Source organism: Streptomyces monashensis (genome assembly GCF_001866665.1).
GTDB lineage: Bacteria > Actinomycetota > Actinomycetes > Streptomycetales > Streptomycetaceae > Streptomyces > Streptomyces monashensis.
Map to the genome: position 1 here is coordinate 83,326 of NZ_MLYO01000072.1, position 23,901 is coordinate 107,226.

Genomic DNA, 23,901 nt, shown 5'->3' on the forward strand with positions numbered 1-23,901 from the left:
CAGGGAATCCGTCTACACGATGGTAGTCAACCCCGCCCCCGTACGGCCCGGGCGCCCGCCTCGTCCCTTACCCGCACAAGACGGGCGGGCCCGGGGCGGCCGGGCGGATCCCCCTGCCATGCCGGCTCGCCCCGGTATTGCGCTCATGTCAGCTCGCGCCGGTGTGCAGGGCGTCCAGCCGCGCCAGCTCGTCCGCCGTCAGGCGCAGCGCCCCCGCCGCCACGTTCTCCGTGAGGTGGTCGGGGTTGCCCGTGCCGGGGATGGCGAGGACGTGCGGGCCCTGGTGGAGGGTCCAGGCGATGCGGATCTGGGCGGGGGTCGCTCCGTGGGCGCGGGCGATGGCGCGCACCTCCTCGGCGTGGGAGTCGGCCGCCGCGTGGGCACCCGCCTCTCCGGCGACGGCGTAGAAGGGGACGAACGCGATGCCGTGCTCGCCGCACAGGCGGAGCATCTCGTCGTCGACGGGGTCGGGCCGGTCCAGCGCGTAGCGGTTCTGGACGCTGACCACCGGGGCGATCTCCAGGGCCTCGGTGAGGTGGCGCGGTTCGACGCCGGAGATGCCGAGGTGGCGGACGAGTCCGGCCGTGCGCAGTTCGGCGAGGGCGCCGAAGTGCTCGGCGACGGACTCCTGGCGCATCCGGCGCAGATAGACGAGGTCGAGGTGGTCACGGCCGAGCTGGCGCAGGTTCTCCTCGACGTGGCCGCGCAGTTGGTCGGGGCGGGCCGAGGTGCCCCACTCTCCGTAGTAGTCGCGGAAGGGTCCGACCTTGGTGGCGATGACCAGGTCGTCGGCGTACGGCGCGAGGGCGGTGTTGATGAGCTCGTTCGCGGAGCGGGTGGCCGAGAAGTAGAAGGCGGCGGTGTCGATGTGGTTCACGCCGAGCTCCACGGCCCGGCGCAGTACGGACAGGGAGCGCTCCCGGACGCTGGGAGTGCCCAGGTGGAACGCGGCGCTGCCCGTCAGCCGCATGGCTCCGAAGCCGATGCGGTGGACGGGCAGATCGCCGAGCCGGACGGTGCCGGAGGCCTCCGCGGTGATCGTTTCAGCAGTCATCCGGCGGAGTGTCGCACATCCGGCCGTCCACGCAAGCGAATTCGGTAGGGCGCCGCCCCGGGGCCGTCTCAGCCGAGCGGCTTGTCCAGGACCGCCTTGCGGTGGCTGAACGTCTCGATGGAGTAGCGGCCGTGGTAGTTGCCCATGCCGCTCTCCCCCACGCCGCCGAACGGCAGGTCGGAGACGGTGAGATGGGCGAGGGGCAGGCCGTAGCCGAGGCCGCCGGAGGAGGTCTCGGCGGCGATGCGCCCGCGCGTGCGCTCGGACTCGCTGAAGACGTACAGCGCGAGCGGCTTGTCGCGGTCGTTGATGAAGGCGATCGCCTCGTCCAGGCCGGACACGGTGACGATCGGCAGGATCGGGCCGAAGATCTCCTCCTGCATGACCGCCGACGCCGGGTCGACGTCCGCGAGGACGGTCGGGGCGATGTACTTGGCCGTACGGTCGCTCACGCCGCCCACCGCCACCCGGCCCGAGCCGAGCAGCCCCGACAGCCGGTCGAAGTGGCGCTCGTTGACGATGCGGCCGTACTCCGGGGACTTCGCGGGGTCGGTGCCGAACAGCGCCTCGACCGCCCGCACCAGCCTGGGCTCCAGGGCGGCGGCGGTCTCCGGGTCGGTCAGCACGTAGTCGGGGGCGACGCAGGTCTGTCCGGCGTTGAGGAACTTGCCGCGGGCGAGCCGGTCCGCGACCACGTCCAGGTCGGCGTCGCGGTCCACGAACACCGGGGACTTGCCGCCGAGTTCGAGGGTGACCGGGGTGAGGTGCTCGGCGGCGGCGCGCATCACGATGCGGCCGACGGTGCCGTTGCCGGTGTAGAAGATGCGGTCGAAGCGCTCGGCCAGCAGGGCCGTGGTCTCCGGGACGCCGCCTTCCACCACGGCGACCGCGTCGGTGTCGAGGTAGGCCGGGATCAGCTCGGCGAGGGCGGCCGAGGTGGCCGGGGCCAGCTCGCTCGGCTTGACGACCACCGCGTTGCCGGAGGCCAGCGCGCCGACCATGGGGGCGAGCAGCAGCTGTGCCGGGTAGTTCCAGGGGGCGATGACGAGGACGACGCCCAGCGGGTCGTACTGCGTCCAGGCCGTCGCGTCGGCGCCGAGGTGGGCCGGGACGGGCGCGGGCTCGGGGCGCAGCCAGTCGGCGAGGTGGTCCAGGGTGTGGTCGATCTCGCGGATCGTGAAGTCGATCTCGGTGCGATAGGCCTCGGTGGCGCTCTTGCCGAGGTCGGCGTGGAGGGCGGCGGCGAGGTCGGCGCCGCGTTCCGTGAGCATCGCGCGCACGCGGCGCAGCTGCTCGGTGCGCCAGTCGACGGGCTTGGTGCGGCCGGTGGCGAAGGTGGCGCGCAGCCGGGCCACGGTGTCGGCGGGCTGCTCGATGGCGGGGTGGTTCACGGATGCCTCGCTGGTGGTGCCGGGCGGTTACGGCCCGAGCCTAGGACTCAATGGATGCAGTTGCCAACCTTTCAGGTCCTCAAGTTAATTCCTCCAGACAGAAGTGATCACGCTCACACGCCCAGGCCATCCCCGCGCCACTCCGGATACGCCCGTCCCGATCGGCCCCCGCCCACGGATCGCCCGGAAAAGTCCGGAACAATCCTCGCCATGACCACCACCGCGCATCCGCTCGTCACCCGCGCCCGCCGGCTCGCCGCCGAGCTGCTCGTCCCCGAGGCCGAGCGGGTGGACCAGGAGGGGGTGCCCGCGAGCCACATCGCGGCGGTGAAGCGGTCTGCGCGCACTGGCGGCCGGCTGGGGCACGCGAGCGGGCGTCAGCGTCGTCGCCGTGCCCCCTGGGCCACCGCATGCGTGAGGACCGTGGCGGCCGCGGCGAAGCCGAGGCCCTGGGCCAGGTCGCGAGGCCGGGCGGGGCGCAGGACGCCGGAGCGGCGCAGCCGGCCGCGGGCCCAGACGGTGAAGGGCAGGACGACCAGGGGGGTGGTCGCCGAGCCCGGGGTGTAGCCGCGCATGGTCGCCGCCTGTGCCAGATGGACCAGGCCGTGCAGGCCGAAGGCGTTGAGCGCGGTCTGGTACACGGCGGAACGGCCCCCGGTCCGGTGGCCGTCGGCGACCGCGGCGGCCAGCACGGCCGCCATCGCGGCGACCGCCGTGCGGAACTCACGCGCGTCCACGGCCTCCAGCCGCCGCCACGCCGCCTCCGGCACCCGGGGGAACCGCTTGCGCAGCTCGGGCACCCGCGTGCGCACCCAGCGCGGCACCATGACCAGTTCCTCGGTGTCGTGCAGCGCCCAGGCGGCCAGCAGGCCCCACGTGACGGCGGCGGAGACGTCGTTCTGTTCCCTTGTCATGAACCAGCAGTCTGCCAGGGGCAGTTGGTCCGGTCGGTCAGCCGGTGAACGGCACCTGCGCGGAGGGAACGGACGCGCGGCCGTCGGGGTGTGTCCACAGCCCCTGGGCGGCCAGCCGGGGCAGCACGCCCTCGCCGAACCAGTACGCCTCCTCCAGGTGCGGATAGCCGGAGAGGACGAACTCGTCGATGCCGAGCGCGTGGTACTCCTTGATCCGCTCCGCGACCTCGTCGTGGCTGCCGACCAGGGCCGTGCCCGCGCCGCCGCGCACCAGGCCGATGCCGGCCCACAGGTTCGGGTGGATCTCCAGGCTGTCCCGGCTGCCGCCGTGCAGCGCGAGCATGCGCTGCTGGCCCTCGGACTCGCTGCGCGCGAGCCCCGCCTGCACGGCCCGGACGGTCTCCGGGTCGAAGCCGTCGAGCAGCCGGTCCGCCTCCGCCCAGGCCTCGGCGGCGGTGTCCCGGGTGATGACGTGCAGGCGGATGCCGAAGCGCGGGGTACGGCCGTGCTCGGCGGCCAGCGCGCGGATCCAGGCGACCTTCCCGGCGACCTGGGCGGGTGGCTCGCCCCAGGTCAGGTACACATCGGCGTACTTGGCCGCGACCTCTCCGGCGGCGGACGAGGAGCCGCCGAAGTACACCTCGGGCACGGGGTCGGGCAGCCGGCTGAGCTTCGCTTCCTCGACGCGCAGGAACTCGCCGTCCAGGTCCACGCTCTTGCCGTCCCACAACTGCCGCACGATGTGCAGGAATTCGCCGGTACGACGGTAGCGGGCGTCCTTGTCGAGGAAGTCGCCATAGGCGCGCTGTTCATGGCTCTCGCCGCCGGTGACGACGTTGAGCAGCAGCCGCCCGCCGCTCTGCCGCTGGAAGGTGGACGCCATCTGCGCGGCGAGCGTCGGCGAGACGGAGCCGGGCCGGAAGGCGACCAGGAACTTCAGCCGCTCCGAGTTCTGGCTGACCATGGCGGTGGTCAGCCACGCGTCCTCGCACCAGGCGCCGGTCGGGGTGAGCGCGGCGGCGAAGCCGAGCTGCTCGGCGGCCCGGGCGATCTGGCTCAGGTAGGCGACCGTGGGCGGCCGGTCCTGACCCGACGCGGTCGCCGGGGTGCCGTGACCGCCGCCGACGACATGGCGGCTGTCGCCGTTGGTGGGCAGGAACCAGTGGAAGGTGAGGGACACGTGGGTCTCCGTTCTCGGGTGTCCGTCGCAGCGGGCCACGGCCCGTCGGAACGGGCCGTGCCGGGGCCGTCTTCGGCCAGGGCTCGGGGAAGAGGAACGTCCGCTGCTGTCGGCTCCCCTGACGTCGCATCACATCGGCGTGGGCGAAGTGGATGTGCGGGATCCGGGCAAGGCTCGCGTCGGCCGTGCCGAGCAGTCGGAAGACCCCGCGAGGCCGGCTGCGGCGACATCGGTGCCGCCACGGCCGGCGGGCACGGTGACGGCGAGCAGCCCGGAGCGGGACAGCCGGTCCGGTTCATCCCGGGCCAGGCGCCGCTCGGTGTCGCCGGCCATGACGTGTGCGCCGGTCATGGGACGGCTCAGCTCGCCGCCGCCAGCAGCGGGGTCCGGCCGAGGGCGGCGGAGAACTGGTCCACCACCTGCCCGAGCGCCTCGGCGGTGGCCGGGGCCACGGCCAGCGAGCCGTCCTCGCGCACGGTGATGTCCTTGTCGAGGGTGAACCAGCCCTGGACGATGTGGGCGGCGCCCATGGAGTTCAGCACCGGGCGCAGCGCGTAGTCGATGGCGAGGACATGGGCGGTGGAGCCACCGGTGGCCAGCGGCAGCACGGTCTTGCCGGTGAGCGCGTACTGCGGGAGCAGGTCGAGGAGCGCTTTGAGTACGCCGGAGTACGACGCCTTGTAGATGGGCGTGCCGATCAGGACGCCGTCGGCACGGGCGAACTGTTCGGCGGCCCGGACGATGGCCGGGTGACGCACGTCGGCGCCGAGCAGGGCCTCGGCCGGAAGGGTGCGGACGTCGAGCGCGATCACCTCGTGCCCGTGGGCGGTCAGCCGCTGGTCCAGGTGGCGCAGCAGGCGGCCGGTACGGGAGGTGGCGGAAGGGCTGCCGGAGACGGACAGGACGGTGGCCATGGATGCCTCGTTTCTGGGTGCGCCGGGCGCCCGTGCGCGGACGGGTGCCCGGAAGGAAGGCGGTCAGGAGTGGCCGTGGAGGCCGAACTCCGGTGCGCTGCGGCGCCGGTAGCGCTCGTCGTGCCGGCACTCGGCGCCGCAGCCGGCCACGTACCGGACCTGACTCAGGGCGTGGTCGAACCCGTTGTCCTCCCGGTGGGCGAATCGCAGGGGCGCTGCGGGCATGCGGAACTCCTGGTGCGTCGTGCTTTCGGGCACGCCGAATTCAGGCGCGCACACGATTCCCGCAAAAGGCGCGGGCGCACCTCAACGAATGTGCGGGCATGGTGAATTCAGGCGAGAAAGAGGAGAGGGGAAAAGAGAGAGCGCGGCGGATCGCAGAGGGAGATCAGGCCGCGGCGCGACAGGAGGCGCTGGAGACGCGCGCGAGGTCGACATGGCGTCGCCGCGTGAGGTCCAGTCGCATCGTCATGCCGTCGATCGTGGCAGCCGGGGGCGACGGCCGTCAAGGAGAACCCGACCGGTCTCGTATCGCGGACCATTGAATTTCACGAGGGTGTGACAGGAAAACCCTTGAACCGGATCCATCCGGCCCCGCATTCGGCGGCGGTGCGCACCGAACAGCTGGAAAATACATGGAACTGCTGCCGCACATCGTGAACGTGCTGGAGGCGGTGGACCGACTGCGGGCGGCGGCCGGCGAGCAACGCCGCATCAGCCGCACGGTGCGGGTCGGCACGGTCAGCGCGGCGACCGTGCCGCTGCTCGTCCCCGTCCTGCGCGTGTTCCGGGCCGCGCATCCTTTCCCCCGGGTCGAGGTGGTCGGCCCGTACTGCCGGACTTCAGCGTCGGCGGCGACCCGCTGGAGCGCTCCGGCGTCCCCGCCTGCCGACCGCTGACCGACGACACGACCAGGGTGCTGCTGACACTCCAGCGCCGCCGCGCGGAGTCGGTACCGCGGTCGGCCCGCGACCTGCACGCAGCTTTCGTCCGGCGGGCGCGGGGACTGCCGGCGGGGTGACCGGCGGAGCACGGCCGAGTCGTCGAAACGCGCGGCGGCCTTCTCCGGCGAGGTGCGAGCGACCGGCGGAGCGGCTTCCGGAGTATCGCCGTCGCCCCGACTTCCCGGCGTGGCGAGCGCCGTCGGACAGCGACTCCCCCGCGCCCGTCTCCGGCGCGCTGCGCCGCCCTCGCGCCGCTTCCCGGGCCACGTCCTCCCGGGCCCGGACGGACCCTCGTCCGCCCCGCCGCCCGCGCCGTGGCCCGCGCCCGCGACCTCGTCCTCGGAGCCGCGCCATGACCGTCCCGATCGTCCTGTTCACCTCCGATCCGCGACTGCACCCCCACCCGCCGCTGCGGGCCGCGACCGCCCAGGGCCGCCAGGTCGTTCCGTTGTTCGTGCGCGATCGGGGCGTGCCGGACACCGGGTTCGCGGTGCCCAACCGGCTGGCGTTCCCCGCCGACTGTCTGCGGGACCTGGACGCCGGGCCGCGCGAGCGCGGCGGGCGCCTGGTGGTGCGCTCCGGCGACGTCGTCGAGGAGGTGTGCGCGCCGGAGGCGGCGGCCGGTGCCGACGAGGTGCACATGGCGGCCGAAGTGAGCGGGTACGCCCAGCGCCGCGAGCGCCGGCTGCGGCGCGCGCCGGAGGCGGACGGGAGGGGGCTGCCCGTACACGACACGCCGGCCCAGGCGGTCGCGCCCGGCGCGGTGACGCCGGCCGCCTCGGGCCATTTCGCGCTCCTCACACCGTACTTCCGCCGCTGGGCGGCGCGGCGGCTGGGCGACCCGCCCGGTGCGCCGCGCGCGGTGTCCGTCCCGGACGGCATCGCCTCCGGGGAGTTCCCCTCCCGTAGCGGGCTGTCGGGTGTCGCCCCATCCGCACGTCGGCACGCGCTCCCCCGTCGAACTCGCCCACCGTGCGCGGAAGGCGGGCGGCCCCGGCGCGGAGGCGTTCGTCCGGCAGTTCGCCTGGCGGGACTTCCACCGTCAGGTACCGGCCGCGCGGCCCGCCACGGCGGACGCCGACTGCCGCACGCGGCACGACGACTGGTGGTCCGAGCACACCGCCCGCGCGGACACCGCGGCCTGGCGAGAGGGCCGTACCGGCTGTCCGATGATCGACGCGGCGATGCGCCGACTGCGCCACGAGCCGGATGCGCAACCGTGGGCACCCGCCGACGGCGAGCTGCCCGACGAAGACGCCGTACGTCGACTGGGGCGTGGGAGTACGGCACTTCCCGTCTCCCAGAGCAGGCGGCACGATCCCGACGGCGCGTACGTCCGGCGCCGGGTGCCCGAACTGGCCGGTGTCGCAGGAGCCGAGGTGCACGAGCCGTGGCGACCGCGCGGCCGGGACCGGGCGGAACTCGGAGGCCTCCCGGACGCGATCGCCGACCTCACCGACGGTCCGGCCCGCTTCCGTCGGGGCCGGGCGCCGCCCCGGGACGGAGACAGGCCGCAGAGACCTACACATAAAGCCGAAATAAGGGCAAAATGGAAGGAGGCGGTGCTCACCTCACACCGCGCCAGACACGGCCTGGCCTGCGAAGTCAAAGGAGACGAGTCATGGCCAACCTGCACAGGGGTGATATGACGACCCACCCCGATGTCTCCGAAATGCGGGAACGCTACGCCCGCATGCTCGGTGGTCGCGATGTGGCGCTCGTGGACGGGCCGGTCTTCCTGCTCGGCCTCTACTGCGCGGCATCCCCGTGGATCGTGCACTACACGACGAGCCAGCCCGCACTCGTGGCCCACAACCTGATCATGGGCATAGCGATAGGCCTGCTGGCTCTCGGCTTCACCCGGGCCCCCGAGCGGATGTACGGCCTCAGCTACGCCATGTGCGCCCTGGGCATCTGGATGATCATCGCCCCCTGGATCGTGGGCACGGGCCCCGACCGGGGCGTGATCATCAACAACGTCGTCATCGGCGCAGTGGCACTCGTGCTCGGACTGGTCTGCGCCGGTACGGCGGCAAGGAGCGCACCCAGGCCGTAGCAGCAGGCGCGAGCGACACGAGAGAGCGAGCGGACACCGAGGGACGAGGAGGAACAGCCGACCGGATGGGGCCGGTCCGCCGGGCGGGCCGGCCCCATCGCGTGCGCTCAGCGGCTCGGCACCAGCCACGGCTCCTGCGGCAGCGTGCGCCCGGTCTCCAGCAGCGACTTGAGGTTGGACAGCACCGCCGGCCAGCCGGCGCCGACCTGCGCGCGCTCCTCCTCGTCGCCGAGGTCCTCGTGGACCACGGTCAGCCGGACGATGTCCTCGTACGGCTGGATCTCGAAGGTGACCCGGGAGTGCCGGTCCTCGCGGTCCTCGTCGGCGGGCGCGGCCCAGGTGGTGACCAGCCGGGCCGGCGGCTCGCTCTCGACGACGCGGCCGACGACGTCCTCGACGCCGGAACCGTCGGTGCGCACGTGCGCCCAGCGGGAGCCGGGACGCCAGTCGGACTCGTTGCGGTGGCCCCAGTAGGCGGCCGTCAGGTCGGCGTCGGTGAGCGCCTCCCAGACCTTCTCGGGGGTGCTCGCGATGTAGGTGACGTACACGAAGCTGGGCTTGTCGGTCATGGCTTCCTCGGCTCGTCGCTTCAGGGCGCCGAGCGCGCTCAGGCGCGGGCGCTCGAACTTCTCGATCCACCGCTCCTGGATCTCGTGGAGCGGCACGGGGTTGAGGTAGTGCAGCTTCTCCCGCCCCCGCCGCACCGTGCTGATCAGGTTCGCGGCCTCCAGGACGGCCAGATGCTGGGTGACCGACTGGCGCGTCATGACGATGCGCTCGCACAACTCGCCCAGGGTCTGGCCGTTGTTCTCGTGGAGCCGGTCCAGCAGACGCCGACGCGTGTCGTCGGCCAGCGCCTTGAAGACCTTGTCCATCCCGGTGTCGCCCTCTGATCGCACACTCAACGTTATGCAGGCAATTACTTGCATGTCAAGATGACCAGTGGATCCCCAGGCACAACCTTGGAATCTCCTGCGAATTCACCTGTTCAACGATGGATTATGAGGCGATTCGAGGGGAACGTTACGAACATCTGTTACATGACGTATGGGTGACCTTGATGGACGGTCCGTAGCGTCGAAGACACACCGACGAACGAAACCGACCGAAGGACAGTTCACCGATGCGTGCACGTCGCACCCTGCGCACCACCCTCGTCGCCGCCGGCGCCACCGCCGTCCTGGCCGCCTCGGCCTCCGGCGCGTTCGCCGCCGCGGCCCCGCACTCGGCGCCCGTCGCCCACGGCGCGGCCCACCACCACTGCAACGACAAGCGGGTCCTCGTCAAGACGGTCCGGCTCGCGGACAAGGTCTCCGTCGCCAAGGTCTACAAGACCGGCAAGCACCACCAGCACTTCGAGGCGGAGATCTGGGCGAAGGGCACCAGGTTCGGGACCCTCGTGGCCAAGGGCAAGCCCGCCCACGGCGAGAACAACGGCCTCCACGTCACGCTGCAGCCGAACGGCAAGGTGACGTCCTGGGTCGAGCGGGCCAAGCCGAAGCCCAAGCCGCAGCCCGTCGCCCAGCGGATCCTCGTCTCCATCACCACGCTGGCCGACGACACCTCGGTCGGCAAGGTCTACAAGCTCGGCCCCAACCACTACGAGGCCGACATCTACGCCGACGGCCACAAGCTCGACACCCTGGCCGCCAAGGGCCGCGCCGCCCACGGCGAGGACAACGGCCTGCACGTGGTCCTCAAGCCGGACGGCCGGCTGATCTCGTGGGTCGAGGACGCGTCGGACCACGCACAGGGCCGGTAACCAGGCCCGGTTCCGGGCGATCCGGGCCCGGTGACCAGGCCCGGCTCAGCCGGTCACGGCGAACGAGATCCACACATCCGGGGGAAGTCCCGGCCGGTCCGGCACCGGCCGGGGCTCACGTGTCCAGTCGTCCCCGGCCATGTCCCGGGCGACATGCGCCCAGAACCGTGCGGCGGCCGGGTTCCCGTCCTGGAAGGGGATCTCCCAGTTCCCGGGGTGCCGGCGCAGCACGTCCCGTACGGCCCGCGTGCCGATTCCGAGCCGCCGCGCACCGCGCACGACGAAGAAGGCGTTCAGCACCCGCACCGGCGTGTCCAGCGCACGCACGAACGCGAAGCCGGCCGGACGCCGGCCGGTGAGGAAGAGGTACGGCGCCCAGCCCGGCCGGGTGAAGGCGTGTCCGACCCGCTCGTTGCGGAAGGTGCCGTCGACCCCGGGCAGCGTGCCGCGGAACTCGGACAGGTCGTGATGGAACATCAGCCACAGCCGTTCGACGGTGGGCCGGTCTTCGGGGGTCGCGGGGCGGACGGTCACGTCCGCCGAGAAAGTGTGGGTCATAGAACGAAAGCCTCCCCGGTGGACATCACGTCCGGTCCGGGGAGGCTCACTAAGACTGGTGCAACTCTAGCCCGTCCCAAGGGTGTTGTGCCACTCAACTCGGGTCGGCCGAGCTCGGTTCGAGGACCTTGTACTCCTCGGTGACCTCCTTCGCGCCGAACGGCCACACCCTCTCCAGCCGGGCCCACACGACGAAGGCGACGCAGCCGAGGGCCAGCCAGGCCAGTGACCACTCGATGGGGTGGCGGCCCGGGGAGTTCTTGTCGGCATAGCCGTAGATCACGCACCAGCCGACGAACGCGACGATGCTCGGCAGCGGGTAGAGCCACATCCGGTACGGGCGACGCAGGTCCGGCTGCCGTCTGCGCACAACGGTCAGCGCGATGATCTGGGCGAGCGCCTGGACGATCACCATGACCGTGGTGAGCAACTGGATCAGGGTCGCAAGGTCGGTGTGCCGCCCGATCAGAAAGCCGACGGCGGTGATCACACCCATGGTGGCCAGGCCCAGCATCGGGAAGCGGTGCCGGGGGTGCAGCCGCTCGTAGGGGCGGAAGAAGACGCGGTCGCGGGCGGCGTCGTAGGGGACGCGGGAACCGCCGAGCAGGCCGGTGAAGACCGAGGCGAAGGCGGTGACGAGGATCAGCACGGTCACCACGTCGGCGGCGCCCTTGCCCCAGGTCTCCTCCAGCACCGCCGAGGCCACCGACGTCGAGGCGATGTCGTGCGGGTCGGTCATCCGGTGCCAGTCGATCACCCCGAGTGTGCCGATCTGGAGCAGCAGATAGATCGCCATGATGCCGAGGATGGAGAAGAGGATGGAGCGCGGGAGGTTCCGGCCCGGGTCCTTGATCTCGGCGCCCATGTACGCGGTGGTGTTGTAGCCCAGGTAGTCGTAGATGCCGATGGTCAGGCCCGCGGCGAAGCCGAGCCAGAAGTGGTTGCTCGTCAGGTCGAAGGCGCCGGACGGGTAGGTGAAGGCCCGGTGCGGGCTGAAGTCGCCGGCCGCGGCGACGATCACCAGGACGACCGAGGCGATCATCACGGTCCACATGACCGCGGTGATCCGGGCGATGTGTTCGATACCGCGCCACAGGAGCAGCACGACCAGGACGATCACGCCGAGACCGATCAGATCGCCCGCCGTCTGCCCGAGGCCGGGGTCCAGATAGCCCAGGTACTGCACGAAACCGACCACACCGGTCGACATGATCAGCGGGATGAAGAGCATCGCCGTCCACACGAACAAGAACGGCATCAGCCGTCCGGTGCGGTACTGGAAGGCCTGGCGCAGATAGACGTAACTCCCGCCGGAGCCGGGCATCGAGGCGCCCAGCTCCGCCCAGACCAGTCCGTCGCACAGCGCGAGGACCGCGCCCGCCACGAAGCCGATGACCGCCTGCGGTCCGCCGAACGCGGCGACCATGAGCGGGATCGTCACGAACGGGCCGATGCCGCACATCTGGCTCATGTTGATGGCCGTGGCCTGGAACAGGCCGACACGGCGGACGAAACCGCCCGGGGGCGGCGGGCTACCGGACATGGGGACTCCTGACGCGACGGGCGCGCGGCCCGCGTATCTGCGCGACGACTCCGCCCGGGCCGGGCTGACTGGGCGATAAAGTTAAGGAGCCTTACTAGCTGCGTCAAGTAGGCGTGAAGAATGCACGAGAATGGTGCGATGGCCGGGAGCGATGTCGTGGAGCAGCAGGAACAGCCCTGGAACCGCCGACGGCTGCGCAGCACCAACGAGCGGCTGCTGCTGGACCGGCTGCGCGCCCAGGGCGCCGCCTCGCGCGCCCAACTGGCCCGCGAGACCGGCCTGTCGAAGCCGACGGTCTCCAGTGCGCTGGCGTCGCTCGCCGACGCCGGCCTGGTGCACGAGGTCGGCACCCACGCCCCGGAGCGCGGCCGCACCGCCGTGCTCTACGCTCCCGATCCCGCCGCAGGGCACGCGCTCGGCATCGACATCGGCCGGGGCTGGCTGCGGGTGGCGGTCGCCGATCTGGACGGCACGGTCGTCGCCCGCTGCGACGTACGCAACCGCGCCCGCACCTCCGGCGCGCTGGCCGACCTGGTCGTGGGCACCGCCCGCCAGGCGATCGCGGGCTCCGGGGTGAATCCGGCCGAGGTGGTGCACGGGGTGGTCGGCACGCCGGGCGTCTACGACGAGAGGCAGCGGCGCGTGCGGTACGCGATGCATCTGCCGGGCTGGGGCCGCGCGGGGCTCGTCGACCGGATGCGCGAGGAACTGGGCGTGCCGCTGGAGGTGCACAACGACGCCAACCTCGCCGCGCTCGGCGAGTACACGTACGGTGTCGGCACCGGCAGCCGGCTGTTCGCGTACATCCTCATCGGCACCGGCCTCGGCATGGGCGTGGTCAGCGAGGGGCGGCTGTTCACGGGGGCGCGCGGACTGGCCGGCGAGATCGGGTTCCTGCCCTGGCCGGGCCGGCACAAGCCGGAGCGGCTGGAGGACGCGGTGTCCGGGGTGGCCGTGGTGGAGGCCGCCCGGCAGTTCGGGATGAGCGGGCAGCTCACGGCGAAGGCCGTCTTCGACGCGGCCCGGCAGGGCAATCCGGCGGCCGGGAAGGCGGTGGAGCTGGAGGCCGAGCGGATCGCGCACACCGTGGCGGCGGCCGCCGCCGTGCTCGACCCGGACCTGGTGGTGCTCGGTGGCGGGGTCGGTCACAGCGTCGACCTGCTGCTGCGGCCGGTCCAGGAGCAGGTGCGCGGCCTCACCCCGCTGCGCCCGCGCATCGCCCCGAGCCGGCTCGGCGAGGACGCGGTGCTGCTGGGCGCGGTGGCCACAGCGCTGGACACGGCCCGGGACCTGGTGTTCGAGCGCAGGGCGACCGGCACCCCCTAGACGCTCGCCCCGTCGCGACGCCCTGCACGCTCCCCCAGCCTTCGGCCGGGGGTGCCCCCACCCGCCCCACCGGCCGAAAGCCCGAGTACGTCCAGTACGAGGGCTTCCGGCCGGCACTCCCCCAGCCTTCGGCCGGGGGGACCCCAGAGCACGCACCGGACGCCGCTCCTCGACGGGCCGACGTTGCCTGCCGCGGCACCAGTCATCCGACCGGCCGACCGGTCGAAGTCCCGCTCCGGCCACGGTCATTGACACACCCCGTGCGGCGCCCTAGCGTGAGCCAAGTTAGTAAAGTTTCCTAACTTTACGAGCCCTGGAGACCGCCGTGTTCCCTCGCCCTGTCCCCTCGGCACGCCGGTACGCCGTCACCGCGCTGGTCCTCGGCCTGCTCGGCGGCTCGCCGACGAGCGGCGCCTGGGCCGGCGCCCGGCAGCAGCCGCCACCGGGCCCGGTCACGCGCATCGCCTCGGCGGCCGGCACCGGCACCGCGCTCACCGGCTGCGCCATCCAGTCCTCGGCGAAGGTGACCGACTCCGCCGCCGCGGTCTCCTCCCCCGGCTATCCGGCGACGGGCTGGTATCCGGCGGGCCCCCGCTCCACGGTGCTGGCCGCGCTGCTCGCCGACGGCGTCTACGCCGACCCGTTCTTCTCCACCAACCAGCAGAAGATCCCGACAGCCGACTTCCAGGTCCCCTGGTGGTACCGCGCCGACTTCACCGTCCAGGACACCACCCGGCGCACCTATCTCGACTTCAGCGGAGTCGTCTCGGCGGCCGACGTGTACGTGGACGGCCACCGGGTCGCGAGCGCCGAGGACGTCACCGGTGCCTACACGCACCACGAACTGGACGTCACCTCGCTGGTGAAGTCCGGCACCAACACGGTCGCCTTCCGCATCCGGCCCAACGACCCGGCCAGGGACCTCACGACGGGCTGGATCGACTGGCTCCAGCCACCGCCCGACCGGAACATGGGGATCGTCCGGGACGTCCTGGTGCGCAGGGGCGGCCCGGTCGCGCTGCGCGACGCACACGTGGACACCAGGCTGGCCGTGCCGTCGCTGGCCACCGCCGACCTGACGGTGACGGCACGGGCCCGCAACGACACCGGCGCCCCGGTCACGGCCGACGTCACCGGCACCCTCGGCACGACCACCTTCACCCGCCGGGTCCCGCTCGCCGCGCACGAGACGAAGACCGTCACCTTCTCCCCCGCCGACACCCCGGGCCTGCACCTGACCACGCCGAAGGTGTGGTGGCCGGCCGGAATGGGCGGGCAGCCGCTGTACGCCCTCGGCCTCACCGCGTCCGTCGCCGGTACGACGTCGGACACCGTGCACCAGAGCTTCGGCATCCGCGACGTCCGGGCACCGCTGAACTCCGACGGCGCCCGCCGGTACCGGATCAACGGCCGCCCGCTGCTGATCAAGGGCGGCGGCTGGTCGCCCGACGAGTTCCTGCGCTGGGACAGCCGCTACGTCGAGGACCGGCTGAAGTACGCCGTCGACCTCGGCCTGAACACCATCCGCCTCGAAGGGCACCTGGAACCGGACGAGTTCTTCGACCTGGCCGACCGCTACGGCGTGCTCACCCTCCCGGGCTGGGAGTGCTGCGACAAGTGGGAGGGCAACGTCAACGGCTCCGCCGAGCCCGGGGAGCCGTGGACCGAGGCCGACTACCCGGTGGCGAGGGCGTCCATGGCCGCAGAGGCCGCCCGGCTGCGCGACCACCCCAGCGTGATCTCCTTCCTGATCGGCAGCGACTTCGCACCCGACGCGAGGATCGAGAAGACCTATCTGGACGCCCTGAAGGCGGCCGACTGGCCGGACCCCGTCGTCGCCGCCGCCTCGGACAACTCCTCGCCGCAGCTGGGCCGTTCGGGCCTGAAGATGACCGGGCCGTACGACTGGGTGCCGCCCGGCTACTGGTACGCCAAGCGCGAGGGCGGGGCCACCGGCTTCAACTCCGAGACCAGCGCGGGCCCGAGCATCCCCACCCTCGACACCCTGCGCCGCATGCTCACCCCGGCCGAGCTCGACACCCTCTGGCAGGATCCGGGCGCCAAGCAGTACCACCGCTCGCCGTCCCCCGTCTTCGGCACGCTGAAGATCTACGACAACGCCCTCACCGGCCGCTACGGCGCCCCGAAGAGCCTCGCCGACTACGTCCGCAAGGCCCAGCTGGCCCAGTACGAGGACGTCCGCGCCCAGTTCGAGGCGTACGAGCGCAATGCGACGGACTTCTCGAAGCCCGCGACCGGGGTGATCCACTGGATGTTCAACAGTGGCTGGACGTCCCTGCACTGGCAGTTGACGGATCGCTGTCTCGACCAGGGCGGCGCCTACTTCGGCGCGAAGAAGGCGAACGAGCCGCTGCACATCCAGTACGGCTACGACAACCGCCAGGTCGCCGTCGTGAACAACCGGCACGACGCCGCGCACGGACTCACCGCACGGGCCGCCCTCTTCGACCCCGACGGCACCCGGAGGTACGCCGCGTCGGTGCGCGACGTCTCGGTGAACGGCGACGGCGCCCACACGACCCCGCTGACGCTCCCGGCCTCGGTGAGCGGACTGGCGCGGACGTACCTGCTCCGCCTGGACCTGACGGACGCCGCCGGCAGGGAGGTCAGCCGGAACGTGTACTGGCTCTCCACCCGGCCCGACACCCTCGACTGGTCCGGCACCACCTGGTACTACACGCCGACGACGAGCTACGCCGACCTCACGGGGCTCGCTTCGATGGCGCAGGTGCCGGTGTCGGCGACGGCGGCCACGACCGCCTCGGACGGGACCTCGACCACGAAGGTCACCCTGCGCACCACCGGGAGCGGGCCGACACCGGCCCTGCTGGCGGACGTCCACCTCGTGGACGCGCAGGGCAGGCCGGTGCTTCCGGTGCGCTGGTCGGACAACGAGGTGAGTCTGTGGCCGGGCGAGTCGGTGACGCTGACGGCCACCTACCGGACGGCCGATCTGCACGGCTCGGCTCCGGGTGTGCGGGTCTCCGGCTGGAACACGCCGGAGCAGACGATTCCGGCGGGATGAGGGGGGAGGGAACAACGCGGTACGGGGGCGGTCCCCAACGGCCCGCCCCCGTACCGCTGTCGGCTCAGGCGACGTCGAGCGCGGTGTCGTCGACGACGAACGAGGTCTGGTACTTGGAGCCCTCGGTGCCGGTGAACTTCAGGGTAACGGTCTGCCCGGCGTAGCCGCTGAGGTCGAAGCTGCGCTGGGTGTAGCCGGAGGCCGCGTTCAGGTTCGAGTACGTGGCCAGGGTGCCGAGGACCGTGCCGGAGCTGTTCAGCACCTGGACCTTGAGGGTGTCGTAGGCGGTGCTGGTGGTGGTCTCGGCCGTGTCGATGTGCAGGTAGAAGCTGAGCTTGGCCGAGGTGCAGCCGGACGGGACGCTCACCGACTGCGCGAGGGTGTCGGTGGTGGCGGTGCCGTTGCCGTCGAGCCAGGCGTAGTACGAGCCCGAACGGGCGGCCTCACCGCTGGAGTTGGTGATGACGCCGCTGGAGGCGCTCCAGACGGAGTTGCCCGACTCGAAGCCGTTGTTGCCGAGGAGCTGGCCGGCGGTGCAGGTGCCGGTGCCGCCGCCCCCGGTGCCGCCGCCTCCGCCGCCGCTGGTGCCCGCACCGGCCAGCCAGGCGGTGGCGTTGAGGGCGAGGGCCGCGTTGGTGGCGCTGGAGTCGTTCCAGCCGTCGTACAGGGTGTTGCCGGGCTGGCCGGTGCCGTCGTCGATCGGCGAGCTGTCGCCCCAGTACGCGACGCGGCCGCTGCCGAAGGTGCTGGTGAGGAAGAAGGCGCCGGTGTTGCCGGAGTAACCGGTGCGGTAGAGCAGGCCCTTGACCGAGGAGTTGTCGGCGGGCTTGAGTGTGGCGGTGGTGCCGTTGGCGATCAGGCTCTTGGTGACGGTGCCGAAGGAGCCGTGCAACACCGGGTCGGTGCTGTCGCTGATCGCCGCCGGGTGGTCGGAGCTGATGTTGAGCGAGTCGATCGAGAAGCCGAACGGGTCGGTGGAGTCGACGCTGTTGTTGGTCATCAGGTCGTTGAGGATCTGGACCGAGTCGTAGCCGTCGTTGTTGCGGTCCGAGCCGGTGTGGTCGGAGATCATGAACAGCCCGCCGCCGTTCTTCACGAAGTTCATGATCGCCGTCTTCTCGGCGCTCGTGAACAGCGTGTTGGGCTCCGGCAGGACCAGCGTGTCGAAGTTCGACAGGTCGAGCGAGGACGAGCCGCCGTAGCTGAGACCGGAGCCGCTCGGCAGCGTCTTCAGGCTGTAGTCGCCGGTCTTCTGGAGCGCCACGCCCCAGGAGGACAGGGCGCCGGTCCAGTCCGTCTCGGCGGACGGGGAGGAGTTCTCACCGAGCGGGTCGGGCTGGCTGGTGGAGATGATCCAGTCGGCGTTGCCGGCCGTCTCGGCGTGGGCGTTGTCGAACAGGACGCGGTGCGTGGTGGCCGCGTGGGCGGGAGTGCTGCCGCTGCCGACCTGGACGGCGGCCCCGGTGAGGAGCAGCCCGAAACCGGCCAGGGCGGTGGCGACTCTGCGGCGGGATCTCTTGGATCCAGGCATCCGGCGAACCTCCGTTGAGGGGTGGGGAGTGGCGGTGGGGGACGCCAAATCTGCGCGCGTAGAACCTGATTGAGGGTTCTACACGCGTGGACTGTTTGAAAGGTACATGGCATGACAGCCCGGTGAACAGAAAGTCCCGGCAATGAACCGGTGGACGCCTCCCCGCCCCTGCACGGCAGGGACGCGCTCAACTCCCGTACAGATACGGGGTGGTGGTGCTCAGTGCGTGGAAGCCGAGGCGCTGGAGGATCGGGCGGCTCATCGGGGAGGCGTCGACCTGCAGAAACCGGTAGCCGTGGGCGGCGGCGACCCGGGCGCGATGGGCGACCAGGGCACGGTAGAGCCCCCGGCCGCGCCAGGCCTCGACGGTGCCGCCACCCCACAGTCCGGCGAACGCGGTGCCGGGCACCAGCTCCATGCGGCCCGCGCTGACCGGCTCGTCCCCGGCGAGCGCGGCCACGGCGACGACCGTACCGGGATCGGCGGCCAGCCGCGCGAGCAGCTGGTGGCGCAGCCGCGTGCCGTCGGTACCGAAGGCCTTCTCGTGCACGTCCACGACGAGAGCGATCCCGGCCTCGTCGACGGCCTCCACGAGCCGGACACCGGCCGGCGGTTCGGCGTCCAGGGCGAGCCGGGCGGTCTCGGCGACGAGCAGCGTCTCCTCGGGCTCGGCCTGGAACCCGGCGGCGGTGAGCCGGTCGCCCAGGTCGGCCGGCCGGTCGTGGCCGTAGAGCTTCCACTCGAAGTCGCGGCCCAGGGAGGTGAAGTGGGCGATCTGGTCGCGGACCGCCCGGTCGGCGCCGGTCTCGTCCAGGTCGCTCCAGAGCACGCCGTTCCAGCCCTGGGCGTCGGCGATCTGCCGCACGACCGCGCCGGCCCGTTCGACCCGGACGCCGGGGCCGTCGGGGCGCGCCCGCTCGCGCACGTCCCGGTCGTAGAGCGCGAGCACCTCTGTGTGATCCATGCACCCAGCTGAACAGGTCGGCTCCGGCCGGGCAACGGAATAAGCCGTACGACGGCCCGGTCCGGCCGTGTGGCGCGCTGTTGCCCCGGAGGCAGAGCCGCTGGCCGGACCGGTCCCGGTGGCCGTAGCGTGCGCCGCCGGAGATCATGCCGTCAGGAGGTCGGTGGACGATGGTGAAGGACAGTGAGCTGCGGCATCCCCGCCGCTGTGTGGAGCTGGCCGGCGAGGCACTGGAGAACGGTGACGAGCCGTTCGGGTCGGTGCTCGTGGCGGCGGACGGCACAGTGCTGGCCGAGGACCGCAACCGGGTGGCCGGCGGGGACCACACCCGGCATCCCGAGTTCGAGCCGGCCCGCTGGTCGGCCACGCATCTGACGGCCGAGGAGCGCGCGGGCGCCACCGTCTACACCTCCGGCGAGCACTGCCCGATGTGCGCGGCCGCGCATGCGTGGGTGGGGCTCGGCCGCATCGTGTACGTCGCCTCGTCCGCCCAGCTCACCACGTGGCTCGGGGAGTGGGGCGCGCCGCAGGCGCCGGTGCGGCCGCTGCCCGTCCAGGAGGTCGCGCCCGGCGTGGCCGTGGCGGGACCGGTGCCGGAGCTGGTGGACGCTGTGCGCGAGCTCCACCGGCGCCGATTCCGGTCGTAACCGCCCCGTGAATCAACCGAGTTCGAGGGTGGTGACGCCGAACACGCGGTGCCGGGCGTGGTCGCGGACCGGCCCGGTGTACATCCGGGCGGTCTCGAAGGAGGCGCGGAATCCGGCCTCTTCGGCGAGCGCGGCACCGGCCTGGCTCGGCTCGGGCACGTCGATGGCCACCTCGTGTCCGGCGGCCTCCGCGGTGAGGGCGGTGAACAGGGCCCGGGCGTCCTCCGCGGTGTCGGCGAACAACGGGCCGATGCGCAGGCTGTCGTGGCCCGGTCGGAGCACCCCGTACCCGGTCGGACGCCCGCCGTCGTGGCGGACGAAGGCCCGGTGGCCGGGGCCGGTGAGCCACTCGGTGAGGAAGCGGGGCCGGTCGGCCGGGTAGCAGACACTGTCGTAGGCGAGGAGCGCGGCGAGATCGCCGGGGCCGGCCGGGCGGACGTCCCGGGGCGCCTCGCCCTGGGGCGCGATGCCGGTGAACCGGATGGTGCGGTGGGCGAGTTCGAACCCGGACTGGCGGTAGTTGTCCTGCTGGGCGACGACTCCGTCCAGGCCGACGGTGCGGCTCCCGGCGTGCGCCAGGGCGGTCTTCCAGGTGGTGAGGCCGTGGCCGTGGCCGCGCAGGTCGGGGCGGACCAGGTAGCAGCCCAGGAAGGCGTACTCCTGGCCGTAGTTGACGACCGAGATGGCCGACACCGGCTCCCCGTCGATCCGGCCGAGGAAGAACCCTTCGGGATCCTGCGCGAAGAACGCGGGCCCGTCGGACACGCCGGGGTTCCAGCCCTCCGCCGCCGCCCATGCGGCGATCATCGGCCAGTCGTCGAGTGTGGCCTGCGTGACGACGAGGTCGTGGGGGGCCGCAGGGGTCATCGGTGCGCTCCATTTCCGTCGGGACCGGACTGCCGTGCCGCATCCTTCCGGATCGGCGGGAGCCGCGCCATGGCAAGATCAGCCGTTGCGGAACCGCGCACCGCGCGCAGCAGCGCGGGTGCCGTCGCGACGACGAACAGTCCGAAGAGAGTGATCGGCAGCAGCCCCACCGGCCGCAGCAGCGCGGCGGGATGCGCCGTCACCCAGGACCGGTTGGCGTACCAGTTGGCGAGGACGTCCAGCGTCATCACCGCCACCGCGAGCCGGACGCCGGCAGGCCGTGCCCGGAGGGTCAGGACGGCGGCGAGCGGATCGAGGGCGACCAGGGCGATGAAGAACACCTGCAACGGCAGCGGGCCGAAGCCGGCGTAGGCGTGCGGTCCGCCGCGCGCCAGGTCGGCGACGTGGGCACCGGTCCCTTCCAGGAACCCGCCGGCGTAGAGCAGGAGAGCCGCCCGCGCCCGGCGCGGCAGCGCCCGCCATCGCCCGCGTATGCCGTCCGTCACCGGGACAACGTACTGCACGCCGATCAAGCCCCACCGGGCCGGCGTCCGGTGGGGCCTTCGCCGGGTGCCGGGACGTCAGCGGGCGCGGCCCGGGCGGAAACGACGGTAGAGGACCGCACCGCCGAGCAGGAGCGCGGCGCTGCCCACGGCGGCGGGGAGGGTCGCGTCGGCGCCGGTGTGGGCCAGCGCGGACACCGACGGCTCCGGCACGGGTGCGGGCGGGACGGTGCGGTGCCGCACCGGCGCCGGAGGCGGGGTGTGCGGATGCCGCGGGGTGCGGGGGTGGCCGACGGAGCCGTTGACGGAGGTGTTGCCGACGGCCGGGTTGCCGATGCCGACCACGTTGACGCTGTTGCCGCTGATGTTCACCGGCAGATCGACGGGGAGCTGGACGCCATTGCCGGAGAGCACCCCGGGCGAGTCATGGGCGGCGCCGTGGGCGGCGGCTCCGCCGGACGCGGCCGCGCGGCCCTCTGGGTGGCCGCCGGTGTTGGCGCAGCGGTTGCCCATCGCGGGGTTGAGCAGTCCCACCACGTCGACGGTGTTGCCGCACACGTTCACCGGCAGATCGACGGGGAGCTGGACGCCGTTGCCGGAGACCAGCCCGGGCGAGCCGGCCGCGGTGCCGGCGGCGGCGCTGCTGTCGGCCGCGAAGGCGGCGGACACCGGAAGCGCCACGGCCATCGCTCCGGAGGCGGTGACAAGGGCGATCACACCGTTTCGGGTAGCCCGTCTCATAGGTTCCCTGCCTTCCAGACATCGTCGCGGGCAGTCGCCCGCACCCCGTAAAACGCAGGTGAACCATCCGAGTTATGGCTTATCGGTCTTTCACCCCGTCGAGCGACACAGTTATCGAACCGCGCGTAAAGCCGCTCAATGATCAACAACAGGGAATATAAACCGCGAATGGTACGGCGCCGGCGGGCTCCCCGCACGCCCGGAGGCGGGCGCTCCGCAGCCCGCTTATGGTGATCCGAGGGCGCCGTCCCCCGGTCCGCCACAGGCGTCCCGGGAGGCGATCGATGCAGGCCAAGCCGACCACACGGGCCGCCGTGCGGCGCTGCGCGGGGGCCGGAGTCCTCGCCCTGGCGCTGCTCGGGGCAGGACTGCCGGCGGCCGCCGCCGACCGGCCGCAGCCCGACCTGTCCCGGTTCTACCGGCAGAAGCCGGCGTGGTCGTCCTGCGGGAGCCCGGACATGCCGAAGGACCTCCAGTGCACCGCGGTCGCCGTCCCGCTCGACTACGCCCGTCCGCGCTCGGGAACCCTCGACATAGCCCTGGCCCGCTACCGGGCGACCGGCACCTCACACGGCTCGGTGCTGCTGAACTTCGGCGGCCCCGGCGGTGCCGGGATCAGTGAACTCGCCTCGGACGGACGGGAGTTCATGGATCTGACCAACGGCTACGACGTGGTCACCTTCGACCCGCGCGGCGTCGGCCGCTCCTCCCCCGTCAGCTGCGGCGAGGGCGCCGACGAGGCCTCGGCCCTGCCGGACGACAGCGCCGGCCTCGACCATCCCCGGGAGCTGCTGCGGCAGTTGAAGCTGGCCGCCGCCGAGTGCGCCCGGCACTCCGGCCCGGTGCTCGCCCACATAGGCACCGTGGATGCCGCCCGCGACCTGGACGTCATCCGCCAGGCCCTCGGCGACAAGAAGCTCAACTACCTGGGCTTCTCCTACGGGACCCGGCTCGGCGCGGTCTACGCGGCGGAGTTCCCGCACAGGGTCGGCCGGTTCGCCCTCGACGGTGTGGACACCCTGACGGAGCCGCTGTCCGAGCAGGGGGTGGCCGGAGCCGAGGGACAGCAGACCGCGCTGGACGATTTCCTGGACTGGTGTACGACGGACGTCGCCTGCCCGTTCGGCCAGGACCGGCGCTCCGCCGGGGAGCAGATCGTGCGGCTGGTGCACTCGCTCGACGCGCACCCGGTCCCGACGGACCTCGGCGGCAGCCTCTCCGGACAGGACCTGGTGGGCGCCGTCGGGCAGGGCCTTTACAGCAAGGAGCTGTGGCCGTCGTTGGAGCGGGCGCTGGCCTCGCTGACGCAGGAGGGCGACACCCGGGGCGTGCTGGCCTTCGCCACCGGCGGCTCCAGCCTGTCCGTGCGGTCCGGCACGGCGACGGCGGACGCCTCCGGCGGGCACCACGAGAAGGGCGGCGTCGTCGGTCCGCAGGACGTCCCGACGGACAACCTGATGGCCGCGCTGATGGCGATCAACTGCGCGGACGATCCCGACCGGCCCGACGCGAACCGGATCCTCGCGGACCTCAAGGACCTGCTGGCCCGGTACGAGCAGGCCTCCCCGGTCTTCGGCCGCTACCGGCTGGCCCAGCTGCTCATGTGCTACGGCCGTCCCAGGGGCACCGACTTCGTCCGCGACCGGGTCAAGAACGTCGACACCGGCGACATGCTGCTCGTGGGCACGCGCGGCGACCCGGCGACGCCGTACCGGTGGACCGTGGAGACGGCCGCGCGGCTGGGGTCGTCGGCGGTGGTGCTGGACAACAAGGGCGACGGCCACACCGGGTACACCTCCTCCACGTGCGTGCACGAGAAAGTCGACGACTTCCTGCTGTACGGCTCCCTGCCGCCGAGCGGCAGCTCCTGCCCGGCCGACGGGAAGGACTGGAGCGACACCACGGCCCCCGACGACTGACGACGGGTGAGGCGCGACCGGGTGTACGGCGCGCATCCGGT

General features: G+C 72.3%; 21 protein-coding genes and 2 pseudogenes. 8 read left to right on the plus strand and 15 right to left on the minus strand.

The features are described 5' to 3' along the window. Positions 1-148 precede the first annotated feature (148 nt). The 7 genes from BIV23_RS36540 to BIV23_RS54145 all read right to left on the minus strand — a co-directional run bounded on the left by BIV23_RS36540 (position 149) and on the right by BIV23_RS54145 (position 5,925). The gene (locus BIV23_RS36540) at positions 149-1,054 is read right to left on the minus strand and encodes an aldo/keto reductase (RefSeq protein ID WP_071385267.1); all 906 of its coding nucleotides are present in this window, start codon (positions 1,052-1,054) and stop codon (positions 149-151) included. A 68-nt stretch (positions 1,055-1,122) separates the two neighbouring features. After that, a complete protein-coding gene (locus tag BIV23_RS36545; protein WP_071385268.1) occupies positions 1,123-2,445 on the minus strand; it encodes an aldehyde dehydrogenase family protein in 1,323 nt (440 codons plus the stop codon). Between the two features lie 377 nt (positions 2,446-2,822). Next, the gene (locus BIV23_RS36550) at positions 2,823-3,359 is read right to left on the minus strand and encodes an HXXEE domain-containing protein (protein ID WP_071385269.1); all 537 of its coding nucleotides are present in this window, start codon (positions 3,357-3,359) and stop codon (positions 2,823-2,825) included. 37 nt (positions 3,360-3,396) lie between these two features. Next, a complete protein-coding gene (locus BIV23_RS36555; RefSeq protein WP_071385270.1) occupies positions 3,397-4,539 on the minus strand; it encodes an LLM class flavin-dependent oxidoreductase in 1,143 nt (380 codons plus the stop codon). Between the two features lie 359 nt (positions 4,540-4,898). Beyond that, positions 4,899-5,453: an NADPH-dependent FMN reductase gene (gene ssuE, locus BIV23_RS36565; protein ID WP_071385272.1), complete on the minus strand. Its 555-nt coding sequence runs from the start codon at positions 5,451-5,453 to the stop codon at positions 4,899-4,901. A 63-nt stretch (positions 5,454-5,516) separates the two neighbouring features. Continuing rightward, positions 5,517-5,678, minus strand: a complete 162-nt coding sequence (locus tag BIV23_RS50800; protein WP_177240161.1) for a hypothetical protein — start codon at positions 5,676-5,678, stop codon at positions 5,517-5,519. Positions 5,679-5,841: 163 nt separating this feature from the next. Next, positions 5,842-5,925, minus strand: coding sequence for a putative leader peptide (locus BIV23_RS54145; protein WP_350710819.1), 84 nt, complete (start codon positions 5,923-5,925; stop codon positions 5,842-5,844). Positions 5,926-6,091: 166 nt separating this feature from the next. Here BIV23_RS54145 and BIV23_RS36570 point away from each other — a divergent pair. The 3 genes and pseudogenes from BIV23_RS36570 to BIV23_RS36575 all read left to right on the plus strand — a co-directional run. Then, positions 6,092-6,474 (plus strand): annotated as a pseudogene (locus BIV23_RS36570) (hypothetical protein); the annotation flags it as partial. 275 nt (positions 6,475-6,749) lie between these two features. Beyond that, a pseudogene (locus tag BIV23_RS47480) lies at positions 6,750-8,046 on the plus strand (FAD-binding domain-containing protein). Continuing rightward, positions 8,019-8,453 (plus strand): SPW repeat protein, encoded by a 435-nt coding sequence (locus BIV23_RS36575; RefSeq protein WP_071385274.1) that lies wholly within the window; start codon positions 8,019-8,021, stop codon positions 8,451-8,453. Before BIV23_RS47480 ends, BIV23_RS36575 begins: the two are co-directional and overlap by 28 nt. A gap of 107 nt (positions 8,454-8,560) precedes the next feature. Here the strand turns inward: BIV23_RS36575 and BIV23_RS36580 are convergent, their stop codons facing one another. Next, the gene (locus tag BIV23_RS36580; RefSeq protein WP_071385275.1) at positions 8,561-9,328 is read right to left on the minus strand and encodes an ArsR/SmtB family transcription factor; all 768 of its coding nucleotides are present in this window, start codon (positions 9,326-9,328) and stop codon (positions 8,561-8,563) included. 248 nt (positions 9,329-9,576) lie between these two features. Here BIV23_RS36580 and BIV23_RS36585 point away from each other — a divergent pair, with 248 nt between their 5' ends. Further along, positions 9,577-10,215 (plus strand): hypothetical protein, encoded by a 639-nt coding sequence (locus BIV23_RS36585; protein WP_071385276.1) that lies wholly within the window; start codon positions 9,577-9,579, stop codon positions 10,213-10,215. Between the two features lie 45 nt (positions 10,216-10,260). Here the strand turns inward: BIV23_RS36585 and BIV23_RS36590 are convergent, their stop codons facing one another. Next, complete coding sequence (locus BIV23_RS36590; RefSeq protein WP_071385277.1) at positions 10,261-10,773, minus strand: GNAT family N-acetyltransferase; 513 nt, start codon at positions 10,771-10,773, stop codon at positions 10,261-10,263. Positions 10,774-10,867: 94 nt separating this feature from the next. Continuing rightward, positions 10,868-12,316, minus strand: coding sequence for an APC family permease (locus BIV23_RS36595; protein WP_079173634.1), 1,449 nt, complete (start codon positions 12,314-12,316; stop codon positions 10,868-10,870). A 138-nt stretch (positions 12,317-12,454) separates the two neighbouring features. Between BIV23_RS36595 and BIV23_RS36600 the strand changes: the two genes are divergently transcribed. Together BIV23_RS36600 and BIV23_RS36605 are read left to right on the plus strand one after the other, a co-directional pair. Further along, the gene (locus BIV23_RS36600; protein WP_071385278.1) at positions 12,455-13,642 is read left to right on the plus strand and encodes an ROK family transcriptional regulator; all 1,188 of its coding nucleotides are present in this window, start codon (positions 12,455-12,457) and stop codon (positions 13,640-13,642) included. A 325-nt stretch (positions 13,643-13,967) separates the two neighbouring features. Then, complete coding sequence (locus BIV23_RS36605; protein ID WP_071385279.1) at positions 13,968-16,688, plus strand: glycoside hydrolase family 2 protein; 2,721 nt, start codon at positions 13,968-13,970, stop codon at positions 16,686-16,688. Positions 16,689-16,752: 64 nt separating this feature from the next. On the opposite strand, the gene BIV23_RS36610 is transcribed toward BIV23_RS36605, so the two are convergent. Further along, a complete protein-coding gene (locus tag BIV23_RS36610) occupies positions 16,753-18,219 on the minus strand; it encodes a M6 family metallopeptidase (protein ID WP_071385280.1) in 1,467 nt (488 codons plus the stop codon). Positions 18,220-18,406: 187 nt separating this feature from the next. Continuing rightward, complete coding sequence (locus BIV23_RS36615) at positions 18,407-19,183, minus strand: GNAT family N-acetyltransferase (protein ID WP_071385281.1); 777 nt, start codon at positions 19,181-19,183, stop codon at positions 18,407-18,409. A gap of 170 nt (positions 19,184-19,353) precedes the next feature. Between BIV23_RS36615 and BIV23_RS36620 the strand changes: the two genes are divergently transcribed. Then, on the plus strand, positions 19,354-19,830 hold the full coding sequence (locus BIV23_RS36620) for a nucleoside deaminase (RefSeq protein ID WP_071385282.1): 477 nt from the start codon (positions 19,354-19,356) through the stop codon (positions 19,828-19,830). 12 nt (positions 19,831-19,842) lie between these two features. On the opposite strand, the gene BIV23_RS36625 is transcribed toward BIV23_RS36620, so the two are convergent. From BIV23_RS36625 to BIV23_RS36635, 3 genes are all read right to left on the minus strand, one after another. Further along, complete coding sequence (locus tag BIV23_RS36625; protein ID WP_071385283.1) at positions 19,843-20,697, minus strand: GNAT family N-acetyltransferase; 855 nt, start codon at positions 20,695-20,697, stop codon at positions 19,843-19,845. After that, entirely contained in the window at positions 20,694-21,203 is a 510-nt protein-coding gene (locus tag BIV23_RS36630; protein ID WP_245790824.1) for a hypothetical protein, read from the minus strand. The genes BIV23_RS36625 and BIV23_RS36630 overlap by 4 nt, the downstream gene beginning before the upstream one ends. 75 nt (positions 21,204-21,278) lie before the next feature. Further along, positions 21,279-21,917: a chaplin gene (locus BIV23_RS36635; RefSeq protein WP_071385285.1), complete on the minus strand. Its 639-nt coding sequence runs from the start codon at positions 21,915-21,917 to the stop codon at positions 21,279-21,281. 308 nt (positions 21,918-22,225) lie between these two features. On the opposite strand from BIV23_RS36635, the gene BIV23_RS36640 reads away from it, so the two are divergent. After that, entirely contained in the window at positions 22,226-23,860 is a 1,635-nt protein-coding gene (locus BIV23_RS36640) for an alpha/beta hydrolase (RefSeq protein WP_071385286.1), read from the plus strand. Positions 23,861-23,901: the final 41 nt, after the last annotated feature.

Excerpts from the sequence above, each read along its gene's own strand:
- BIV23_RS36540 (WP_071385267.1), bottom strand. The coding sequence starts at position 1,054 with ATGACTGCTGAAACGATCACCGCGGAGGCCTCCGGCACCGTCCGGCTC.
- BIV23_RS36550 (WP_071385269.1), bottom strand. The coding sequence starts at position 3,359 with ATGACAAGGGAACAGAACGACGTCTCCGCCGCCGTCACGTGGGGCCTG.
- ssuE (WP_071385272.1), bottom strand. The coding sequence starts at position 5,453 with ATGGCCACCGTCCTGTCCGTCTCCGGCAGCCCTTCCGCCACCTCCCGT.
- BIV23_RS50800 (WP_177240161.1), bottom strand. The coding sequence starts at position 5,678 with ATGCCCGCAGCGCCCCTGCGATTCGCCCACCGGGAGGACAACGGGTTC.
- BIV23_RS54145 (WP_350710819.1), bottom strand. The coding sequence starts at position 5,925 with ATGACGATGCGACTGGACCTCACGCGGCGACGCCATGTCGACCTCGCG.
- BIV23_RS36575 (WP_071385274.1), top strand. The coding sequence starts at position 8,019 with ATGGCCAACCTGCACAGGGGTGATATGACGACCCACCCCGATGTCTCC.
- BIV23_RS36580 (WP_071385275.1), bottom strand. The coding sequence starts at position 9,328 with ATGGACAAGGTCTTCAAGGCGCTGGCCGACGACACGCGTCGGCGTCTG.
- BIV23_RS36585 (WP_071385276.1), top strand. The coding sequence starts at position 9,577 with ATGCGTGCACGTCGCACCCTGCGCACCACCCTCGTCGCCGCCGGCGCC.
- BIV23_RS36590 (WP_071385277.1), bottom strand. The coding sequence starts at position 10,773 with ATGACCCACACTTTCTCGGCGGACGTGACCGTCCGCCCCGCGACCCCC.
- BIV23_RS36595 (WP_079173634.1), bottom strand. The coding sequence starts at position 12,316 with ATGTCCGGTAGCCCGCCGCCCCCGGGCGGTTTCGTCCGCCGTGTCGGC.
- BIV23_RS36600 (WP_071385278.1), top strand. The coding sequence starts at position 12,455 with ATGGCCGGGAGCGATGTCGTGGAGCAGCAGGAACAGCCCTGGAACCGC.
- BIV23_RS36610 (WP_071385280.1), bottom strand. The coding sequence starts at position 18,219 with ATGCCTGGATCCAAGAGATCCCGCCGCAGAGTCGCCACCGCCCTGGCC.
- BIV23_RS36615 (WP_071385281.1), bottom strand. The coding sequence starts at position 19,183 with ATGGATCACACAGAGGTGCTCGCGCTCTACGACCGGGACGTGCGCGAG.
- BIV23_RS36620 (WP_071385282.1), top strand. The coding sequence starts at position 19,354 with ATGGTGAAGGACAGTGAGCTGCGGCATCCCCGCCGCTGTGTGGAGCTG.
- BIV23_RS36625 (WP_071385283.1), bottom strand. The coding sequence starts at position 20,697 with ATGACCCCTGCGGCCCCCCACGACCTCGTCGTCACGCAGGCCACACTC.
- BIV23_RS36640 (WP_071385286.1), top strand. The coding sequence starts at position 22,226 with ATGCAGGCCAAGCCGACCACACGGGCCGCCGTGCGGCGCTGCGCGGGG.